Source organism: Pelotomaculum propionicicum, from assembly GCF_004369225.1.
Taxonomy (GTDB): Bacteria; Bacillota; Desulfotomaculia; order Desulfotomaculales; family Pelotomaculaceae; genus Pelotomaculum_B; species Pelotomaculum_B propionicicum.
Map to the genome: position 1 here is coordinate 112,054 of NZ_QFFZ01000003.1, position 21,496 is coordinate 133,549.

At 51.4% G+C, this 21,496-nt stretch carries 16 protein-coding genes; 1 reads left to right on the top strand and 15 read right to left on the bottom strand.

Features of this window, described 5'->3' with window-relative positions:
• Window positions 1–104: 104 nt before the first annotated feature.
• The gene (locus tag Pmgp_RS02475) at window positions 105–3,254 is read left to right on the top strand and encodes a PAS domain S-box protein (RefSeq protein ID WP_153189178.1); all 3,150 of its coding nucleotides are present in this window, start codon (window positions 105–107) and stop codon (window positions 3,252–3,254) included.
• A 161-nt stretch (window positions 3,255–3,415) separates the two neighbouring features.
• Here Pmgp_RS02475 and Pmgp_RS19610 read toward each other — a convergent pair whose 3' ends face one another.
• The 15 genes from Pmgp_RS19610 to argB all read right to left on the bottom strand — a co-directional run bounded on the left by Pmgp_RS19610 (window position 3,416) and on the right by argB (window position 21,452).
• The gene (locus Pmgp_RS19610) at window positions 3,416–3,580 is read right to left on the bottom strand and encodes a hypothetical protein (RefSeq protein ID WP_192902743.1); all 165 of its coding nucleotides are present in this window, start codon (window positions 3,578–3,580) and stop codon (window positions 3,416–3,418) included.
• A gap of 219 nt (window positions 3,581–3,799) precedes the next feature.
• On the bottom strand, window positions 3,800–4,753 hold the full coding sequence (locus tag Pmgp_RS02485) for an NAD(P)H-binding protein (protein ID WP_134212384.1): 954 nt from the start codon (window positions 4,751–4,753) through the stop codon (window positions 3,800–3,802).
• A gap of 19 nt (window positions 4,754–4,772) precedes the next feature.
• Window positions 4,773–5,312: a GbsR/MarR family transcriptional regulator gene (locus Pmgp_RS02490; RefSeq protein ID WP_134212385.1), complete on the bottom strand. Its 540-nt coding sequence runs from the start codon at window positions 5,310–5,312 to the stop codon at window positions 4,773–4,775.
• Between the two features lie 106 nt (window positions 5,313–5,418).
• Window positions 5,419–6,228, bottom strand: a complete 810-nt coding sequence (nudC, locus tag Pmgp_RS02495) for an NAD(+) diphosphatase (protein WP_134212386.1) — start codon at window positions 6,226–6,228, stop codon at window positions 5,419–5,421.
• 69 nt (window positions 6,229–6,297) lie between these two features.
• Complete coding sequence (locus tag Pmgp_RS02500) at window positions 6,298–7,926, bottom strand: (Fe-S)-binding protein (RefSeq protein WP_134212387.1); 1,629 nt, start codon at window positions 7,924–7,926, stop codon at window positions 6,298–6,300.
• A gap of 30 nt (window positions 7,927–7,956) precedes the next feature.
• Window positions 7,957–8,865, bottom strand: coding sequence for a nitrate reductase gamma subunit (locus Pmgp_RS02505; protein WP_134212388.1), 909 nt, complete (start codon window positions 8,863–8,865; stop codon window positions 7,957–7,959).
• A 267-nt stretch (window positions 8,866–9,132) separates the two neighbouring features.
• Window positions 9,133–10,518, bottom strand: coding sequence for an argininosuccinate lyase (gene argH / locus Pmgp_RS02510; RefSeq protein ID WP_134212389.1), 1,386 nt, complete (start codon window positions 10,516–10,518; stop codon window positions 9,133–9,135).
• A gap of 12 nt (window positions 10,519–10,530) precedes the next feature.
• Window positions 10,531–10,710, bottom strand: coding sequence for a hypothetical protein (locus Pmgp_RS02515; protein WP_134212390.1), 180 nt, complete (start codon window positions 10,708–10,710; stop codon window positions 10,531–10,533).
• A 338-nt stretch (window positions 10,711–11,048) separates the two neighbouring features.
• Window positions 11,049–11,231 (bottom strand): hypothetical protein, encoded by a 183-nt coding sequence (locus tag Pmgp_RS02520; protein ID WP_134212391.1) that lies wholly within the window; start codon window positions 11,229–11,231, stop codon window positions 11,049–11,051.
• A gap of 122 nt (window positions 11,232–11,353) precedes the next feature.
• On the bottom strand, window positions 11,354–12,769 hold the full coding sequence (locus Pmgp_RS02525; RefSeq protein ID WP_134212392.1) for an NAD-dependent malic enzyme: 1,416 nt from the start codon (window positions 12,767–12,769) through the stop codon (window positions 11,354–11,356).
• Window positions 12,770–13,074: 305 nt separating this feature from the next.
• On the bottom strand, window positions 13,075–14,280 hold the full coding sequence (locus Pmgp_RS02530) for an argininosuccinate synthase (RefSeq protein ID WP_134212393.1): 1,206 nt from the start codon (window positions 14,278–14,280) through the stop codon (window positions 13,075–13,077).
• A gap of 191 nt (window positions 14,281–14,471) precedes the next feature.
• Window positions 14,472–15,413 (bottom strand): ornithine carbamoyltransferase, encoded by a 942-nt coding sequence (gene argF / locus Pmgp_RS02535; RefSeq protein ID WP_134212394.1) that lies wholly within the window; start codon window positions 15,411–15,413, stop codon window positions 14,472–14,474.
• Between the two features lie 296 nt (window positions 15,414–15,709).
• Window positions 15,710–18,904, bottom strand: a complete 3,195-nt coding sequence (carB, locus tag Pmgp_RS02540; RefSeq protein ID WP_134212395.1) for a carbamoyl-phosphate synthase large subunit — start codon at window positions 18,902–18,904, stop codon at window positions 15,710–15,712.
• Between the two features lie 158 nt (window positions 18,905–19,062).
• Complete coding sequence (locus Pmgp_RS02545) at window positions 19,063–20,262, bottom strand: acetylornithine transaminase (protein ID WP_134212396.1); 1,200 nt, start codon at window positions 20,260–20,262, stop codon at window positions 19,063–19,065.
• 302 nt (window positions 20,263–20,564) lie between these two features.
• Window positions 20,565–21,452, bottom strand: a complete 888-nt coding sequence (argB, locus tag Pmgp_RS02550) for an acetylglutamate kinase (RefSeq protein ID WP_134212397.1) — start codon at window positions 21,450–21,452, stop codon at window positions 20,565–20,567.
• Window positions 21,453–21,496 lie beyond the last annotated feature (44 nt).

The following is a 21,496-nucleotide window of genomic DNA, read 5'->3' on the forward strand; positions in this document are numbered from 1 at the left end:
CATAAATTCTTTTATTCTGACAATATGTTACATTTTTCCCGAAGGTTATTAATCAATTATTGTTGAAGATCGGATTAGATCATACAACAAGGGCAGGCATTCACATGAACCCTTTAGAGCAGCACACCATACGCTCCAGGTACGCGTTCCTGGCCGGGATGACACTGATAATCGTACTCTGCCTCGGCTGGTATATTTCCCGCTGCCTGGCAAACATCACTCGTGAAAAACTGCAAAATGAGAGCAGCAGCCAGGCAGGCGCCCTATCCGGCCACCTGCTTGATAAATTAGAAGAGACTGACCACGCTGTAATGGTTTTGGCATGGACCCCTTTGGTAGCTCCCGCTTTGGAGACAGGCCACACCGCGGATATCGAGCGTGCCAACCTGATTCTGGACCGGTACCGGGATGCCCTGGACGCCACAGTTTGTTACCTGATGGACGTCAGGGGCATTACTATTGCCTCATCCAACCGGCATTCCCCGGACAGCTATGTTGGTAAAAACTATAGTTTCCGCCCCTATTTCACACAGCCCCTGACCGGGCAGCCAGGCCGCTATTTTGCTTTGGGAGTAACCTCCGGGGAAAGGGGGTATTACGCCAGCTATCCCGTACGGGATAGTCACCAAAACATTATCGGGGTGGCTGTCATCAAAAGAAAGATTGAAAGTGTGGAGTCCAGTTTCAGGCAATACACTTACTGTTTCTGCATCGACCCCAACGGGATTGTGTTCTTTTCCAGCAAGCCGGACCTGCTCTTTACCAGTTTATGGCCGTTGGATGAGGCTGCCCGACAAGCGTTAACAGATTCCAGACAATTCGGGGACGGGCCTTTTAATAGTTTAGGCTTGCCGGAAACAGCTGATGGAGCGGAAATAGCACTGGAAGGACAGAATTTTTACGTGACCCGCAAATTCATCAACCCGGAGGGCTGGTCGGTAGTTCTGCTCACCCCGGATTATGAAGTAAACGCCGCCTGGCTGCTGGGAATATGTATTACTTTAAGCCTGTCGATACTGACAATCCTTATTTTCCTTGGTTTGTACCGGTTTGCTGAATACACCGCCCGGATATCAACCTCCGAAGAAAACTACCGCGCTATTTTCAACGGGGTCAACGAGGCTATATTTCTCCAGGAACTATTCAGTGGAAAAATTATTGACGTCAATCAAAAAACGTGTGAAATGTATGGCTACACACGGGAGGAGATTTTAACCGCTCAAATGGATCTGATTGTTCCCGGCATACCCCCTTACACCACAGAGGAAGTAAACTGGTTTATAAATGTGGCGTCCGCCGGGGAACCCCAGATTTTTGAGTGGCTAGCCAAAGACAATACGGACCGTCTGTTCCCGATTGAGGTCAACTTAAAGCGAGCGGTCATCGGGGGTAAAGAGAACCTGCTGGGTGTGGTACGGGATATTACGGAGCGCAAGCAAGCGGAAGAAGCGCTTAAAGAGTCAGAAGACAAGTACCGGACTATTTTTGAGACCACCGGCGCGGGAACGTTCATCGTCGAAGAAGACACGACCATATCCCTGGCTAACAAGGAATTTGAAAGTCTTTCAGGTTATGCCAAGAAAGAACTGGAAGGCAAGAAAAGCTGGACCGAATTCGCGGCTAGTGATGACCTGGAGATGATGAAGGAGTACCACCGTATGAGAAGAATTGACCCTGATTCGCCCCCCAGGAACTATGAGTTCCGGTTTATTGACAGGCATGGTGATGTAAAAGACGTGTTTCTGGCTGTGAGCATAATTCCGGGTACAAAAAAGAGTGTTGCTTCTCTTATAGATATAACCGAGCACAAGAAAACAGAGCAGGCGTTCAGGGAAAGCGAGAGCCGTTTAAATCGAATAACCGATAACATGCTGGATATAATCAGCCAGACTGATATAGAAGGGGTTTACCAGTATGTGAGCCCGTCGCATAAAGATGTCCTGGGTTATGAGCTGATCTACTTGTTGGGCAAGTCGGCTTTTGAATTTGTACACCCGGATGATTTAGAAACCGTGTTAAATGCCACCAAAAGGTGTAGAGAAACAAAAATGCCGGGAAAGTTGGAGTACCGTTACAGGCACGCCAATGGTCATTATTTATGGTTGGAGACGGTTGGCAATCTCTTATTTGATAATAACGGCCAAATTACGGGGGTTATCTTTTGCGGCCGCGACATTACTGAGCGCAAAAAAACGGAAGAAGCGCTGCGCCTGTCAGAGGAACGTTTCTTTAAAATCTTCAATGCGAGCCCCAGCATAATCAGTATCACCACGTTCAAAGAAGGGCTCTTTATTAACGTAAATGAAAGCTTTTTACAGGTGCTGGGATACAATCGTGAAGAAGTAATAGGACGCACAGTATCCGATATAAACATTTGGGTCAGCCCGGAACGCTCTGAAATTATTAAAATGTTTCAAGAGAGTAAAACTGTAAAAAACCTGGAATGCGTATTCTGTAAAAAGTCGGGTGAGTTGATTACATGCCTCTACTCGGCGGAGGTTGTTTATTTTAGAGGAGAACAACACATTTTAAGTACAGTGAATGATATCACCGAGCGCAAACGGCTGGAAGAGGAGATGGCCCGCCTGGAACGGCTGAACCTTATTGGTGAAATGGCTGCCGGCATCGGTCACGAAATCAGGAACCCGATGACCACAGTACGCGGCTTCCTGCAATTACTCGGCAGCAAAAAGGAATGCAGCCAATTCAAGGAATATTACAATTTAATGATCGAGGAACTGGACAGGGCTAATTCAATAATTACCGAATTCCTTTCTCTGGCTAAAAACAGAACTTTGAGTAAAAAGACGCTCAACTTAAGTCACATAGTGGAAACCATGCTGCCTTTAATCCAGTCGGACGCCACACGTGCCGATAAGTACGTTAAAGCGGCGCTTGAAGTCACACCGGATTTACTCCTGGATGAAAAGGAGATTCGCCAGCTGATTCTCAACCTGGTGCGCAACGGGCTCGAAGCCATGTCTCCCGGTGGCTACATCACCATAAGGACATTTATGGACGGCCAAAATGTGGTTCTGTCGGTAGAGGACCAGGGCAAAGGCATTGAGCCTGAAGTTCTTGAAAAAATAGGCACTCCATTCTTTACCACCAAAGATTCCGGTACCGGTCTGGGACTGGCCGTATGTTACAGCATAGCAGCCAGGCACCAGGCCGCCATAGAAGTTGAAACCGGCCCGGGGGGAACCTCCTTTTACATCAGATTTAAGCCGCAAAAGAAAACAGCCGTGGCCTAAGCGATGTAGGTGCGAATTTATTCGCACAATGTTTCTATCGCCTTAAATATCCCGGCGCTTAAACACTCCTTATTTGATTGAAATCAAACCTGAACAGTACGGGTTTTGTGAAAAAACTGATGGCAGGCCGCCCGCCTGCCATCAGTTTTTAAGGTTTTCTTTTAGTACAGAATCGGCGGGTCCGGCAGACAGTCCTTGCTGGTCATGTCATAAAGCCAGATCTGCAGGTTTGTCGCCCCGGCGAAGACAGTGTCCCAGGGAATGGAAAGAGAGTAGTTATTGCCGCTGATACCCGGAGTGCCTGTGTGTATTTTTTTGTTATACAAACCTGTACCCGCGGTTGTTTCCTTGTAAACCTCAAAGTTATGTAATAATTGTAATTCAATACCATCACTTGTTATAGTACACATGTTATATATAACTTGTCAACAACAAAAAGTCATCTGCTGTGGAAGAATTGCAGAAAAAGAACTAATGTGACGTAACGGTTGGATATTTTGAAAAAAGTGGGTGATATTTAAAACATTGTGCCTGGCTTAATGTCATCATAGGGTTGATGTATCACGTGTATTGCCTTTAGGTTTCCGGTAGTGGCGTTTAAGCTCAGAAGCATAATCTGTACCTACGGCAGAAGCATTTTGATCGAGCCAGTCACTTAGGCGGGTCCGACACGTTGGGGTTCCCGAAGAAATCAGGTAATCGGCCATCAAACCATCAACTTCGTCCCGGGTTAAAATTACATCTTTAATAACAGTCCCCAGAAGCCTGGTTAGGAATAGCGCCAAAACCGGTTTAATATGTACGATCCTGGCCTTGCTCCCCACTTTTTCACGGATGAGCCGCACCAGTTCATTAAATGTGAATATTTCCGGTCCTACTGCGTCAATAACCATGTTCTTATTTGTTTCCGCCGCACTAACTACCAAGTCAGCCATATCTTCCACAAATACAGGTTGGAGTTTATAGCTGCCCGGCCCTGGAACCGCAAACACTGGAAACCTCCTTAGCAACCAGGCTATGTTGTTTATAAGAATATCTTCCTTCCCAAAGATAACTGTCGGCCTGATGATGGCATGAGACATCCTTGAATTAATAATTGCGGTCTCCAGAATTCCCTTGCCTTTGAAATAAGGAAGCGGCGCGCTTTCGGAAGCATTTGTGATGCTCACATGAACAAACCTACGGACACCAGCCTCTTCTGCCGCTTTTATGAGCTTGAGGGTATTGGAGACAGCACTGTCATAAGTGACCTGCCCGTACGCAAACCGAACCCAGTAAGTATTGATGAATGTTGAGGCTCCCCGTAAACTTTTGATTAGTTCTCTCTGATTGCCAAAGTTGAACGGCGCAATACTGATACGGTCGCCAAATGGATTATGCCGCCCGGGATGGGCAGTTAGCGTTTTAACCCCTATTCCCCTTGAAAGGAGCCGGCTTGTTATGTATTTGCCAGTGTAACCTAAAGACCCTGTTACCACATACAACTCAGGAGTATCCATGCTGACGCCTCCTTTTATCTCAACCCTGCTTATCCTTTTGGGAAAGAAGCTTAAACATCTCCAACGCCGCCTTCAGTTGGCCGGGGCTCATGTCCAGAACAACCTCCACAAGGCTGTCCAACAGCCGGTAAAACTCCTGAAGCGATTTCAAACGTTCTATCACCATGTCCCGTTCCGCTGACAGAGCCGCTTGTTCTGCTATAGTTGCACTTTCCTCCACCAGGCTGAAAGACTGATCAAATTCGGGTTTATACCGCAACCCCAATACCGAATGGGCAATTTTCCAAAAATCAACCTCCGCCTCAAAAAATACCCGGCGGTCCCCTTTTTGCCAGGATCGCCTCACCATCCCCAGTTGTTCCAACTGACGAATGGCAACGCTGATATTTCCCTTTGTTACTTTTAGCCTTTGAGCAACTTCCTCAAGAGACACTGGATCAGAATTAAGATATAAAACAGCGTACATCTCCCCGGCTGTCCTACCCAATCCCCAAAAGGCACTCTGTCGTCCTAAGGCCTGAATTAGCGCATCCTGGGACAAAGTCAGATTATTGTTCACATAATTCCCCTCCGTATTGCTAGTTTAGAACCTTCTAAACGTATTATATATTAATGTTAATAAAAAAGGCAACTAATAAGTTACCTTTCAATAAACTTTGCCTGCTTTAGCGGAAGCGCTCAACAAACCAGTTAACCAGCCTCCAGGCGATGCTTACAGGGTCCGGCAGGGCGGGCAGGTTATCCACGGTGTACCACCCGGCGTCTACGGTTTCCACCCCGTCTACGTTGATCTCGCCCCCGGCATGCTCGGCGGTAAAGGCAATCATCAGGGAATGGGGGAAAGGCCAGGATTGGCTGCCAAAGTAATTGATATTTTTGATCTCAACCCCCACTTCCTCCCGGACTTCCCGGCGCAGGCATTCCTCCAGGTTTTCACCCGGCTCTACAAACCCCGCCAGCACGCTGTAAAATTTCAGGCCAGGCCGGCGGGCCAGCAGAATCTGATCATCCCTGGTGATCACACCAATCACAGCCGGGGAGATGCGGGGGTAGCTGACCAGGCCGCAGGCGGGGCAGCACCTGGCGTACTCATCCGCCTTTATTTCCGTCCTGGCGCCGCACCGGCCGCAGTACTGGTGGGTGCGGTCCCAGTGCAGCAGCTGGCTGGCCCGGCCGGCAACCTGGTAGATGTTTTCTTCCAGCAGGCCGGACAATTTCCTTAAGCCCAGGAAAGCGAGACCCGGCGAAACAAACCCGTCATGCGACACATCCGCGGCATAGCAGGGGTGGTCATCCAGCCGGCCCAGGTAAATTTTCCTGGCAATTGCAAGCCCGGGCGCCGGCCCGCCAGCGGCGAAAGGAACTACGGCTTTGCCAGCCTGCATGCATACCAGCAGAGCATCACGGCAAAAGGCAAACCAGTACGCCGCTCCTTCAACCTGCCGTGTGGGAGCTGATTCCGGCAAAAAAACCATAATTCGTACTTCCTTTCGGGATCAGGTCAAAAAAAAGTTATTGCCTTTACCTTTTATAATTTTTCTATTCTATATTCCCTTTCGTTCCGCCCAACCCTCTTGCAGCCACTCAAAATAAGGTCGGTCGAAAATAACCATGGCATTGACCATTAATTCTACGATCCCCGCATACTGGACATTGAACTTGGCCGTAGCCTGATAGAGATCCAACATATCCCGGATGGCTCCCTTGCAGTTGGAACAGGGGGCGCAGACATACTTCGGTATAACAGGATCCTGGATCGTGTCCTGAAAGGCGTCAAGGATTTGCTTGAACTTCATCCGGGCGGCAACCTTCATTTTCCACTCTGAGAAGTTCATTTCTCTCATAACGGAAAAACCTCCGCCGCCCCCGCAGCAGTAGTTATTCACTCCATGAGGCGTCATTTCCCTGAACTGCGGGCAGAGGGCTTTGAGAATCTGACGCTGTGGCATTACCACACCCATGGAGCGGACAATATTGCAGGGATCGTGCAGGGTAACCGGGAAGTTATTGCGCAGCGGGTCAAACTTAACCGCGCCGCTCCTGACAATATCCCGGAGGATAGGGAAACTGCTTTCACGGGGAATATTGTCCGCCCCGGCAGCCAGCCGGTCGGAAGAAACGGCAGCTGCCCGGTGGGCGTGGCCGCATTCACCTATTACGATCCTTCTCACACCTAATTCCCTGGCTGCCCTGCGCTGAGCCAGAGCAATTTTTTGGGCCTGAACATCGTCATACCAGATACCATAATTCACGGCATCGTAACCTGCCAGTTCGCTGCTCATGGTCCAGTTCAGACCGGCTTCTTCAAAAAGGATGGCGAAAGCGGCCGGATTATCCGGCCAGGACAAAAACTCACCGGCATTGTGGATTAACAAGATATCCGCGCCTTTTTTATCGACAGGGATTTTGTACATTTTGCCGGTCCGGTCAGCTATCTCCTCTTCAATAAACTCTATTATGTTTGAAAAAGCTTTTCTTTTCATACCTGTGCTGGAACCTGTTTTTAACTGCAGCAATGTCCCTCTTTCATGCAGGGAGGTCGGGGCTATGCCCATCTCCATACTGAACAGAGCCCTGATCTCTCTGGCGATAAGGCTGTTATCCAAACCCAGGGGGCAGTTCTGAGCGCAGCGTCGGCAGAGGTTGCAACGGTAGGCCAGCTCACCCAGGCGCAGGACAGCTTCCAGGTTGATTTCCATATCCCCGCCGGTGAACCGTGCCGCCAGGCCGCCTCCTTTTTTGTATCTTCTATACAGTTTGCGCAGCGCCTCAGAGCGAAAAATAGGCCTGTATACCTCTTTCTCACCACTGGCCTTAAAGATGTGGCAGGCTTCCGAACAGGCGTCGCATTTGGCGCAGTATTCGAAAGCAAGCAGGAAAGGAGTTAAAAAGCCGCTGTTGGTTTCTTTGGAAAAAAGCTTATCCATCCCGCTTAAAAAGTTTTTAACAAACCTCTCCTCTTCTTCTTTGGTACCGGGGCGAGTAAGCCTGTCATTGCCTATAATACCGTCTAAAGTGGTACAGTGGTTGTCTTTCCAGGCTTCTTTCAAAGGACTCGGCCCGGGTTCCATGCCCGGCTTGTCATATGGCGCCGGCAGAGGCATAAATTTGTCCAGGCTGATCAGTTGGTCGGACAGCGGCCTGGTTATATCTTGAGGTTTTAAGCTATCCATTCTGAACACAACCTGCCCTTACTTTGCAATTTATAGACTATCCTGCCTGCCGGCAGAATTTACGTGAGGTGCGGACCATCTGTCCTGTGGAATGTATTCCAGGGATTTTCTAACCTTCTCTTCCATCACGGAGCCACTCAGGTTAGGTTCGTTATCCCAGAGCACCTTGTGATAAGCAAAATATTTACCGATATAGTGGCTCATTTTAGTCCGGGGAATATATATCAGTAACGCGCCAAACAGTAAAATATGGACTGTAAGCGCTGTCCCTCCCCTTATGGGCGCGAAGGTAAGCATGGCTGTCACCACTTCCCGGCCGTAATTAAAGCCAGGGTCTGTGCTCCAGACAATCAGTCCCGAGACAGCCGCCGCCAGAATAAAACACAGGTTAAAATACTCGTCGAAGTCGGTGTATTTTCTCAGCGTCCCGTCCAACACCCTGCTAAACAACAGGGAAGCGCTGCCAAAGGCTGTCAGAGACGCGCCGCAGGCGCCTGTAACCGATGTCGCGAAATACACCAGCCTTGCCCACGGGTGATTGCCGGCGCCGGTTAAAGTGGTTAACCGCAAACCGGACAATTCAGTGATCGCTCCGGCCAGCAACAAAAAAGTAAAGAATACCAGCAAGTATATCCCCAGGTGCATGGCGTAGCTCAGCCGCCAGTGTTTTCTCCGGTTAACAAACAGGTTCCTCATGAACAGGGACTCTTTAAGCATCTCCCTATAGACCCCGGTATGGGACACTTGCCTCGGCCTGGCCCACCACTCCGCTTCCTCGTAATAGGACCCCCCGTAGCTCCCTCTTGTTCCAAGCTCCCCGGGAACGGGGTACAATTCCCAGCGGTTGTTCAGCGGGTTTTGAGCAAACAGATAGACCTTGTAGAGGGAAAAACCGGCAAAGGCCGCGGCGGCTAAATACATGAAAACCGTCAACAGCACAATAAGCTAACCTCCCGAGTCCTTTTATGTTAATAATGCGGCAGCATGTCCAAAAAACCTTCTAATCGCATTAATAAAAATATTTTATATTAAATAGTGTAATGCTAAGTATTATTTATGACACCACCGGCCCGTGCGTCAGCCAACAGAAAAATCCCGGGCGGACCGGACCTTGCGGCACGCGTACTCCCAGGATTATAACAACTATCGGGATTATGATAAAAACCGGCCGGATGTCAGCCGGTAATCTATAATACAAAAACCTGCTTAAGTGACATCTCCCGCCAGACGCTGCCTGGCCCTGGCTATTACCCCCGCAACCTCTTCCGGCGCCGGGCCGCCGGGCACATTCCTGGCCCCGATACAGCGGTTGATTTTTATAGCTTCATATACATCCTCTTCAAACAGCGGACTGAACTCCTTGTATTCGGGCAGGGTCATCTGATCCAGTGTTTTGCCGTTTTCCAGGCAGAAAAAAACTGCTTTGCCTGCCGCCTCGTGGGCCTCGCGGAAAGGCACGCCCCGGCGCGCCAGGTAATCAGCCAGGTCGGTGGCATTGGTAAAGCCGCCCCTGGCCGCCGTAGCCATATTTTCTTTTACCACCCGCATGGTTTCCAGCATCGGGCGAAAAACCACCAGGCATTTTTTAACTGTGTCCACAGCGTCAAAAAGCGCTTCCTTATCCTCCTGCATATCCTTGTTATAGGCCAGTGGAATCCCCTTCAACATGGTTAACAAGGCCTGGAGGTGGCCAAAAACCCTGCCGGACTTACCCCGGATAAGCTCCGCGACGTCCGGGTTTTTTTTCTGCGGCATCATACTGCTGCCCGTGCTGTAACTGTCGTCAAGTTCAATAAAAGAGAACTCGGCGGAAGACCAGAGTATAATTTCCTCACAAAAACGGCTCAGGTGGACCATGATCAAGGAGGCCGCCGCGGTAAACTCCACGGCGAAATCACGGTCGCTCACAGCGTCAAGTGAATTTTCGGTAATGGCTGCGAAACCAAGCTGCCTGGCCACATACGCGCGGTCAATGGGAAAGGTGGTGCCGGCCAGCGCGCCCGCCCCCAGAGGCATAACATCTGCCCGGCGGCGGCAGTCGGCCATCCTCTCCTCATCACGCCGGAACATCTCGCAATAGGCCATCAGGTGGTGCGCCAGCGTAACCGGCTGCGCCCGCTGCAGGTGCGTGTAGCCCGGCATTACTGTTTCCAGGTGCTTTTCAGCCAGGTCCAGCAGGGAAACCTGCAGCTCGCGGAGCAGCGCGATAACCTCGCCGATCTCATCTTTAAGGTACATGCGGATATCGAGGGCAACCTGGTCGTTCCTGCTGCGGGCCGTGTGCAGTTTCTTGCCCACCTCTCCCACTTTGACCGTAAGCAGCTGCTCAATGTTCATGTGAATATCTTCAGACTCAACGGAGAATTCCACCCGGCCCGCCTCTATATCAGCCAGCACTTCTTCCAGACCGCTCGCAATTGCGTCGGCCTCGGCGGGCTGAATAATGCCCGCCTCGCCCAGCATCCGCGCGTGGGCGATGCTTCCTTTTATATCATACTTGTACAGCCTCTGGTCAAAAGAAATGGAAGAGTGAAAGTCTTCCACCAAATGGTCTGTATTCTTTTGAAACCGGCCGCCCCACAACTTACCCATATTGGCTCCTCTCTAAAAAAAGAAAAACGCTGGCCTGCCCGCAATAATGTTGGCTATTATTAAAACTGGAATGACAAACACCGCAATGGTAAGCAAAAGAATAAAGACCTTGAGTTTCTTGTTTCTATAAAAAGGATGTTCCTCCATCGGTCCCTGATCTATTTCTTCCCCACCTATTTTTTCCTCTACCATTTTTTCACCCCCAGGCAATTTTATTATTTATTCTAACATGTCCACCCTATATTGCAAATAAAAAGGGAAAAAAAGAGAAGAAGCAGGCTATGTTTGTCCACCTGCTTCCTCTCAGTCGATTTTAGATTGATTGTCCAAGACTAAAATTAAGCCTCCTTCTCTGATTCTTCATCAATGATGGATTCTAATCCGATGTCTCTTAAAATCTCGTCAATAAGCTCCCTTGTCATCAATCATCCCCCCTTTCAATTTAGCGATAACCATACCCCCTTGTTAGTAGAAGTGATACACATTATAGCACCTAATTACTGGCAGGTCAAATAATATTTTACTACAAATTAATCCTTATATCTGGTCCTGTAAGTAAACCTGGCGCTGCCGCACTTCCTGCAGCGGCAGCTCCTGGACTGCATCTGCCAAATTTCCTCTTCGGATAACTCACCCTTGCGGGATAGATCGACTGTCACCGTCTCCACATCGTGCCTGTTCTCACAGACAAAGGTAATGACCAGCTTTCTCACCTTGAAATACCTCTTAAGTCTTATTCCATTAAAACTATGATATACCAAAACATCCCTTCATGAAAGACTAAATGGCAAATCAGCAAGGGTGAGCGCGCAGGCATTTTTTTAATCGCTTTCCACTATTTAACTGCGGTGATCGGCCTAACATGGAAGTCTCTAGCCACGCCTGTTTGTTTTGCCGCCTGTTTTACCGCTTTGGCCAACACCGGGGCTACCTGGTCATTGAAAACCGAGGGAATGATGTTTTCGACTGAAAGCTCCTCTTCGCTGACCATGCCGGCCAGGGCATGCGCCGCCGCGAGGCACATCTCGTCGTTGACAACTCTGGCGTGGCAGTCCAGGGCTCCCCGAAAAACCCCCGGGAAAGCCAGCGCGTTGTTGATCTGGTTGGGATAATCTGATCTCCCAGTGGCGATAACTGACGCCACATCATAGATCTCCTTCGGCTCCACCTCCGGCTCAGGGTTGGCCAGGGCAAACACAATTGCTTTTTCAGCCATCTTCATGATATCCTCCCGGTTCAGCAAAGACGGCGCCGACACGCCTATAAACACATCGGCCCCGGCAATAACTTCCTTTAACGGGCCGTGTAAACAACGCTTATTGGTGTTTTCAGCAATCCAGAGCTTTGAGGGCTGCCGCGGGGGAACGTCGCGGGCAATCGCGCCCTTCCGGTCACAAACAACCAGGTTGCGGGCGCCGGCGCGCATCAGAATTTTGGCAATGGCCACCCCTGCCGCGCCCGCGCCGCTGATCACCACTTTCACCTCAGCTATATTTTTGCCGGCGACCTTAAGGGCGTTGATTAAACCTGCCAGCGTCACAATGGCGGTCCCGTGCTGGTCGTCGTGAAAAACCGGTATGTCCAGCCGCGCGGCCAGCTTTTCTTCAATTTCAAAGCATTTCGGCGCTGCTATGTCCTCCAGGTTGATCCCGCCGAAAGCAGGCGCGCAGGCCGCCACCACTTCTATTATCTCTTCCGGCTCGTGCACATTGAGGCATAGGGGAAAGGCGTCAATACCGGCAAATTTTTTGAAAAGCACCGCCTTCCCTTCCATTACCGGCAGGGCGGCATAAGGGCCCAGGTCGCCCAAACCGAGCACGGCTGACCCGTCCGTCACTATGGCCACTGAATTGCCTTTCATGGTCAGCCCGTAAGCCATGTCCGTTTCTTCGGCAATCGCCTCAGACACGCCGGCCACGCCGGGGGTATACATCAGTGAAAGGTCTTCCCAATTCAGGATCGGCCTCTTGGGAGAAATTTCTATCTTACCGCCCTGGTGGCTGATGAAAACCCTGTCAGAGATGCGCAATATATTTATTTCAGGCATTTGTTCGAAAACATTAACCAGCCGGTCCAGGTGGTCCCTGCTGTCCAGGCGGATCATCAAATCACGGGTGACACACGACGGGGATGCGGCAATCAGGTCAATAGCGCCGATAGTCCCTCCTTCCTGGGCGATCACAGTCAGGACCCTGGCCAGCGTGCCAGGTTTATTGGTCAGCTTCAGACGGATAACCAGATTCAAATACATACAATGCTGCTCCTTTATTTATGATAATGTATACATAATACAATATCATAAATACGATTCCATTTGAAGGGTTTTTTCGCTCTCCTGTCAAAAATTTCGTTTGCGCTACTATTGCTTCTATTATGCCCCGGCAATAAAAAAACCCCTAATCAATAGGGGGGAAGCACAGGGACGGTTCTCCTGCTTCCATTCTGTTATTGATGCGAAATTGTTTCGATAACTTGTTAACAAATCCTGCACGGCAGGCTAAAAAAAGCCACTTATACTAACAAGTGGCTTTTGGCAAATTTCTGTTTAAAATATTTTTATCTCAGCCCTGATTTCTTCTCCATCAGCGCCCGTACTTTCAGCGGCAGGCCGAAAAGGTTGATGAATCCCTCGGCGTCGTGCTGGTTGTAAATCTCCTCGCGCCCAAAGGTGGAAAGCTCCTGGTCGTAAAGGGAGTAAGGCGACTTGGCGCCCGCGGGGGTGCAGTTCCCTTTATAGAGCTTCATCCTTACAGTGCCGGTAACAGTCTTCTGAGTACTGTCAACAAAGGCATCCAGGGCCTCCCGCAGCGGGGAGAACCAGACCCCGTCGTAAACCAGCTCAGCGTAACGAGCAGCCACAATTTCCTTGAAATGCAGGGTCACACGGTCAAGGGTCAAAAGCTCCATTTCGCGGTGGGCGCTGAACAGCACGGTACCGGCGGGAGTTTCATAGACACCGCGGGACTTCATCCCGACCAGGCGGTTTTCCACCATGTCAACTATTCCCACACCGTTCTTCCCGGCGATTTCATTAAGCTTTTCAATTAGGGCGACCGGATCCAGCGCTGCTCCGTCCAGTTTGACCGGAATGCCCTGCTCAAAACCAATTTCCACGTAGGTCGGCTTATCCGGGGCTTTGCCGGGCGGTGTGATCAGGAGTAAAACATCGTCGAGCGGCTCATTCCAGGGATCCTCCAGGTCCGCGCCCTCGTGGCTCAGGTGCCACATGTTGCGGTCAAGGCTGTAGGGTCTGGCCTTGGTGACCGGCACAGGAATGCCCCTGGCGGCGGCGTAATCTATGGCGTCTTCGCGTGAACGGATATCCCATTCCCGCCAGGGAGCCACAATCTTGAGATCCGGCGCCAGGGCTTTAACCGCCAGCTCAAAGCGGACCTGGTCGTTGCCTTTGCCGGTAGCGCCGTGGGCTATGGCCTCGGCGCCTTCCTTTCTGGCCAATTCGACCATTTTTTTAGCAATCAGCGGGCGGGCCATGGATGTGCCCAGCAAGTACTTGCCCTCGTAAATAGCGCCTGCTTTTAATGTCGGGAATATGTATTCCTCCGCAAACTCACGCCTGGCGTCCTCGATATAGATCTTACTGGCGCCGCTCTTAACAGCCTTCTCGTTGAGGGGAGCCAATTCTTCACCCTGACCCAGGTCCGCCGTCATGGCTATTACCTCATAGCCGTAATTCTCCTTCAGCCAGGGGATGATTATTGAGGTATCTAAGCCCCCGGAATATGCCAGTACTACTTTTGCCATATATTAACTCAACTCCTTGTTTATTGTGTGTCCAAAATCGTAGGTGCGACTTTAGTCGCACAAAATATCGCAGTATAAAAAACCCACTGAACCACGACTTAAATTTTATGTCCGGATTTATCCGGTCATTTTGTGCGGATAAATCCGGACCTACATTTCTCACGTCCCATATCCCATATCTCACTTCTCAATTACAGCAGCATCGCCAGGACGGCCTTCTGGGCGTGCAGCCGGTTTTCCGCCTCATCCCAGGCGGCTGAATTCGGCCCGTCAATAATCTCATCCACTACCTCTTCACCCCGGTGCGCCGGCAGGCAGTGGAGGAAAATATAGTCGGGCTTGGCGTGGCTGACCAGCGCCGGGTTGATCTGGTAAGGCAAAAGCGCGGCCACACGCTTGGCCTGTTCCGCCTCCTGTCCCATACCCGCCCACACGTCAGTTACCACCACGTCAGCACCGGCGACAACCTCCAACGGGTCGGTCCGGATTTCCACCCTGCAGCCGGTTTGTTTGGCGTCCTCATTAACCAGGCGGAGAATATCCTGCCTGGGCTTGTACCCTTCCGGCGAGGCCACGCTGATGTCCATACCCACCTTGGCACAGCCGAAAAGGAGTGAATTGCAGACATTGTTGCCGTCTCCCACAAAGGCAAGTTTTAATCCCGCCAGCTTGCCCTTCCATTCCTTGATGGTCAGCAAATCGGCCAGTACCTGACAGGGGTGGGTCAGGTCGGTAAGACCGTTGATCACCGGTATGGAGGCGTAACGGGCCAGGTCCTCCACATCTGACTGAGCGTAAGTACGGATCATAATTCCGTCCAGGAAGCGGGAGAGCACCCTGGCGGTGTCGGCGATGGTCTCGCCGCGCCCCAACTGCAGGTCATTCGCGTTCAAAAACAGAGCGTAACCGCCCAACTGGTACATGGCCACCTCGAAGGAAACCCTGGTGCGGGTGGATGATTTCTGGAAAATCATGCCCAGTGTCTTGCCCGCCAGTAAAGGGTGGGGTATGTTCTGCTTTTGTTTTTCTTTCAGTTCTCCTGCCAGCTCGAGGATTGCCGCCACTTCTTCCGGCGTCAAATCGTGCAGGCTTAAGAGGTCGCGTCCTTTTAGATTAACTTTCCCAGGCCCCAACTCTAAAATCCCCTCTTTCCTGAAATATATAAACAACTTTACAGGATTAACATGATTAAACAATTTATAGGACAAAGAATTATATAATATTTAATTAAATTATAAGTTAATATTCCATTCATATTATGAAAAAGGTCTATGATAAATCAAGCAACATAATGTTTAAGTTTATTTATAAAATCCTGTTAATCCTTTCAAATCCAGTTCATCCTGTCAAAATGTTTTTCCCTTATGTGCGAATAAATTCGCACCTACATCTTCCTGCGTCTCACGTCCCACGTCTCAGTTCTCAAGTCTCAATTGCCACATCCCAATTCGGTCATGCCGACCGGGACAGGTTCGTCCCCCTGCCTGAGGCAGTGCAGCGCTACAGTAAGCGCGCTGGCCGTGTCAAGCGAGGTCAGGCAGGGCACTTTGTACTCCGCTGCCGCTCTTCTCAAAGCAAAGCCCGGCCTCCCCGCCACTTTCCCCCTGGTCGGGGTGTTGATTACCAGGCCTACGGTCCCGGAGCGGATCAGTGAAATGGCATTATCTGCTTCCAAGACCTCCAGGCCTGCCTTTCTAAGGGATGCTGCCGTACCCGGCGTTGCCCTCAGCTTAAATCCCAGGTCCGCATACGCGCGGGCCACACCTCCCGCTTCTTCCTTGTCGCGGTCGGCAACGGAGAAAACCACGTCGCCGCTGAAATTAACCCGCAGTCCCGAGGAGGACATAGCCTTAAAGAGAGAGCCGGGGAAAGAGCGGTCAATCCCCATCACCTCACCGGTGGACTTCATCTCCGGGCCGAGGGATGTTTCCACCAAACCGAGTTTTTCAAAAGAAAATACGGGAGCTTTAACAGCTATAAACCCGGCATATTCCCCCAGTCCCTCAGCATAGCCAAGATCGGCCAGGCTGCGCCCCAGCATGGCCCTGGTTGCCACCTGGACCATAGGAACGCCGGTCACCTTGCTCAGCACCGGAACAGTACGGGAAGCCCGCGGGTTTACTTCCAAAACAAAAACACCGTCTTTGCCAACCACGTACTGGATGTTGATCAGGCCGTTAACTTTCAGCGCCCGGCCGATCCGCACAGTATAATCCACAATCCTGTCTATCTCCCGCGGGCTCAGGGTCTGGGGCGGGTAGACGGCGATGCTGTCGCCGGAGTGGACCCCGGCCCGCTCGATATGCTCCATAATACCGGGTATGAAGATTGTCTGCCCGTCACCTATGGCGTCAACTTCCACCTCTTTGCCATAAATATATTTGTCAACCAGGACGGGGCGCCTGTGTGAAACCTGGACTGCTTCCGTCATATATTTGAGCAGTTCAGCATGGCTGGAAACGATCTCCATGGCCCGGCCGCCCAGTACGTAGGAAGGGCGCACCAGCACCGGGTAGCCCAGTTTTTCCGCGATTTCCTTGGCCTCTTCCACAGTAGTGGCCGTTTTGCCTTCAGACTGGGGAATACCCAGTGCTGTCAGCAGTTTTTCAAATTTATCCCTGTCCTCGGCCGCGTCAATACAGTCAACCGGAGTGCCCAGCACCTTGACATCCCTGGCGTGCAGGCCGGCGGCCAGGTTGATCGCCGTTTGCCCGCCAAACTGGACAATTACTCCTATTGGTTTTTCTTTGTCAATTACATTGAGCACATCTTCTAAAGCCAGCGGCTCGAAATAAAGTTTATCCGCGGTGTCGAAATCAGTACTGACTGTTTCCGGGTTGTTGTTTATGATTACAGCCTCTATACCCTCCCGCTGCAGCCCCCAGACCGAGTGCACCGAGCAGTAGTCAAACTCTATGCCCTGGCCGATTCTGATCGGACCGGAGCCCAGGACCAGGACTTTCGGGCGTCCTGAGGCAGGCACCTCGTCTTCCGCTTCATAAGCGGCATAATAATACGGAGTGGCCGCTTCAAATTCGGCGGCGCAGGTATCCACAATCTTATAGGACGGGATAATTCCATGCTTCTTGCGTAAGTTATAGATGTCGCCGGCTGACTGGCCGGTCAGACGTCCAATCAACGAGTCAGGCAGGCCTCGCACTTTAGCCCGCCGCAGGAGTTCAGCTGTCAGGTCAAGGCCGGCGGAGCGCAGCTCATTCTCAAGGTCCACTATTCCCTTAATCTTGCTTAAGTAGAAATAGTCGATCATGGTCAGCTGGGCGATTTCCCGCATGCTCCAGCAGCGCCTGAAAGCCTCGGCAATGGCAAACAGCCTGAGGTCATTGGGGTAAGTCAGCTTTTCTTCCAGTTCCATTTCCGTCCAACCGGCGGAACCGCGCCAGTGCAGGCTGTCCACGCCTATCTCCAGGGAGCGTACCGCCTTTAAAAGAGCCCCCTCAAATGTACGGTCGATAGCCATAACTTCCCCTGTGGCTTTCATCTGGGTACCCAGGATGCGGTCGGCGCCGCCGAACTTATCAAAAGGCCAGCGGGGTATTTTAACCACCACGTAATCCAGGGCCGGCTCGAAACAGGCGCACGTTTTGCCGGTAACAGGGTTGGTTATTTCATCCAGAGTCAGGCCGATGGCCACTTTAGCCGCCATTTTAGCGATAGGATACCCTGTAGCCTTGGAGGCCAGGGCGCTGGAACGGCTTACCCTGGGATTGACCTCAATCACATAATAATTCATGCTCTTCAGGTCCAGGGCAAACTGGATATTGCAGCCGCCCTCCACCTTCAGCGCCCGGATCACCTGCAGGGACGCTGAGCGCAGGAACTGGTATTCCTTGTCGGAAAGGGTCTGCGAAGGAGCTATCACTATGCTGTCGCCGGTGTGGATGCCTACCGGGTCAATGTTTTCCATGTTGCAGATGGTAATGCAGTTGTCCGCACCGTCCCGCATCACCTCGTACTCAATTTCCTTCCAGCCGGCGACGCTCTGCTCTAAAAGCACCTGGCCGATCCTGCTCATCTTGAGGCCGCGGTCGGCTATTTCAACCAGGTCCGAGTAGCGGAAAGCGATGCCCCCGCCGGTGCCGCCCAGGGTATACGCCGGCCGGACAATTACCGGGAACCCTATCTTGCGGGCAAAGTCCAGGCATTCTTCCACGCTGGACGCAATAGTGCTCAGAGGGACCGGCTGGCCTATTTCCAGCATCAGGTTTTTAAAAAGCTCGCGGTCCTCAGCCTGCCGGATTGATTCCAGGGGCGTACCCAGCATTTCCACGCCATATTTTTCCAGCACACCTTTTTCCGCCAGCTCCACGGCGATGTTAAGTCCGGTTTGGCCGCCCAGAGTGGGCAGCAGGCCGTCCGGCCGCTCCTGGCCGATAATTCCGGCAAGGCATTCCCAGTTCAAAGGTTCAATGTATACCTGGTCGGCAATATCAAGATCGGTCATGATCGTAGCCGGGTTGGAGTTGACCAGGACCACCGAGACGCCTTCTTCCCGCAGTGCTTTGCAGGCCTGAGTGCCGGCGTAGTCAAACTCCGCCGCCTGGCCTATGATAATCGGGCCTGAGCCGATTACCAGAACCTTTTTAATGTCGCTCCGCCTGGGCATACTGTTCTCACGTCCCGTTTTCCTTAAATCTTAATGCTAATTTGCGCGAATAAATTCGCACCTACCATTTTGGTTGTAAGTAGTAGGCTGTAGGCCGTAGGTATATTCTGTATTTCTTATGGGTCTTTATTTTTTGCCTACGCCATACGCCCTACGGCCTATAGCTTACTGTCTATATCGGACATAACTTGATCCAGTATTTCCACTGCTTTTTTCACTTCTGTTGAATCAACGATCAGGGGCGGGACAAAGCGCAGGACATTGCCTCCGACACAGTTGATCAGAAGCCCTTTCTCCTGGCAGGCGCTGACAATGTCTTTGCCTTCTATGGAAAGCTCCATGCCCAGCAGCAGGCCCCTGCCTCTGACCTCTTTTACAAAATCATATTTGGATGACAGTTCAACCAGTTTGTTGTATAAAATCGCGCCGATATCATTGACATACCGGACTATGCCGCCATCAATGATTTCTTCCAGAGCGGCCAGGGCGGCGGCGCAGGCCAGCGGGTTGCCGCCAAAAGTGGAGGCGTGGTCACCCGGCTGAAAAACAGCCGCTTCTTCTTTGGCCAGCATGGCGCCGATGGGGAAACCGCCGCCTAATGCCTTGGCCAGGGTAATGATGTCAGGCTCAACACCAAAATGCTCGTAGGCAAACAGGCGGCCGGTACGGGCCAGACCTGTCTGGACCTCGTCAAAGATCAGCAGCGCCCCGTATTCTTCACAAAGAGCTTTGGCTCCTTTCAGGTACCCGGCGGAGGCCGCGTGAACCCCTCCTTCACCCTGGACCGGCTCCAGTAAAACCGCGCAGGTGGACGGGCCTACCGCCTCTTGCAAAGCTTGCAGGTCATTGTAGGGCACATATTTAATCCCGCCGGGCAGCGGCTCAAAACCTTTCTGGTATTTCGGCTGGCCAGTGGCGGTGATAGTGAACAGGGTCCGCCCGTGAAAAGAATTCAGGGCGGTGACAATCTCCACTTTTTCCTGGTTATGTTTAATCTTTGCGTACTTGCGGGCCAGTTTGAGCGCCGCTTCGTTGGCCTCGGCGCCGCTGTTGCAGAAAAAGGCCTTATCCATGCAGCTGTTTTCAACAAGCAGTTTGGCCAACAGCACCTGGTTTTCGATATAGTAGAGGTTCGAACAGTGGATCATCTTCTTTACCTGTTCTGAAACCGCCTCAACCACGGCTAAAGGGCTGTGGCCCAGCGCATTTACCGCGATGCCGCTGACAAAGTCAAGGTACTCCCTGCCGTCGGCGTCCCACATCCGGACGCCTTCACCTTTAACCGGCACCAGCGGTATTCTGCCATAGTTGCGCATCAGGTACTTATCGCCTAACTCAATGATTTCCTTGGTATTCATGTCAAACCCTCCAGTATTAGTCGTGGGAAGTGAGACGTGGGACGTGGGTATATCCTGCATTCCTATCGGGTCAATTCGTTAAATAAGTCCACAAAGAATGGTCTCGGTTTTAATTGTAGGTTCGGATTTATCCGAACACTCCAGTGGGGACATTCCTCGGCCATAAAGTAATATACCAAATAGAGGTGTGTCCCCTGACCTTAGCCGACTAAAGTCGCACCTACATTTTTTTGCCAATTCCACAACCTATATCTCACTTCCCACTTCTCACTTCCCACTTCCCACGGCCCATATCCCACGTCTCACTTTTGCACCATGGTGCCGATGCCTTGATCTGTGAAGAGCTCTAATAAAATGGAGTGGGGCACCCTGCCGTCCAGAATATGAGTGGTGTTGACGCCGCCGGCCAGGGCATCGGTGCAGCACTCCACCTTGGGAATCATCCCGCCGTCAATTTTGCCCTGCTCAATCAGTGACGCCACCTCATTCAGATGCAGCACCGAGATGATTGAAGCCGGGTCATTCCTGTCGGCCAGGATTCCTTCCACATCGGTCAAGATCACCAGTTTATCGGCGCCCAGAGCGGCAGCCAACCTGCCGGCGGCATAATCGGCGTTGATGTTGTAGCTCTGTCCCTCGGCTCCCACGGCTACAGGCGCTACCACCGGTATATAGCCTTCGTTGATAACAATGGAAACGATCCCTGAATTCACCCTGCTGATGTCGCCGACAAACCCGATGTCCGCCACCTCATCCCGGCCATCGGGAGTACGTACCTTACGGTACTTTTTAACCGCCTGGAACAGGTCGCCGTCCTTGCCGGACAAGCCTACAGCCCGCCCGCCGATGCGGTTGATGCGGGTTACGATTTCCTTATTGATTTTCCCCACCAGGACCATCTCGACAATTTCCATAGTTTCCGCGTCAGTAACCCGCAGGCCTCCTACAAAGCGGGATTCCTTACCCACTCTTTTCAGCATGCCGGTTATCTCAGGCCCGCCGCCGTGTACAATCACCGGGTTCATACCGACATATTTCATCAATACCGCGTCTGTAAGGACCGCTTCTTTCAGTTCCGGGTTGATCATGGCGTGCCCGCCGTATTTGATTACAACAGTTTTTCCGTAAAATTTTTTAATGTAGGGCAGCGCCTCGACCAGCACCGACGCACGTTCCAAAGCCTTCAACATCCCTGTATCAACCTCCAATTTGAGTCGTGGGTCGTGGGACGTGA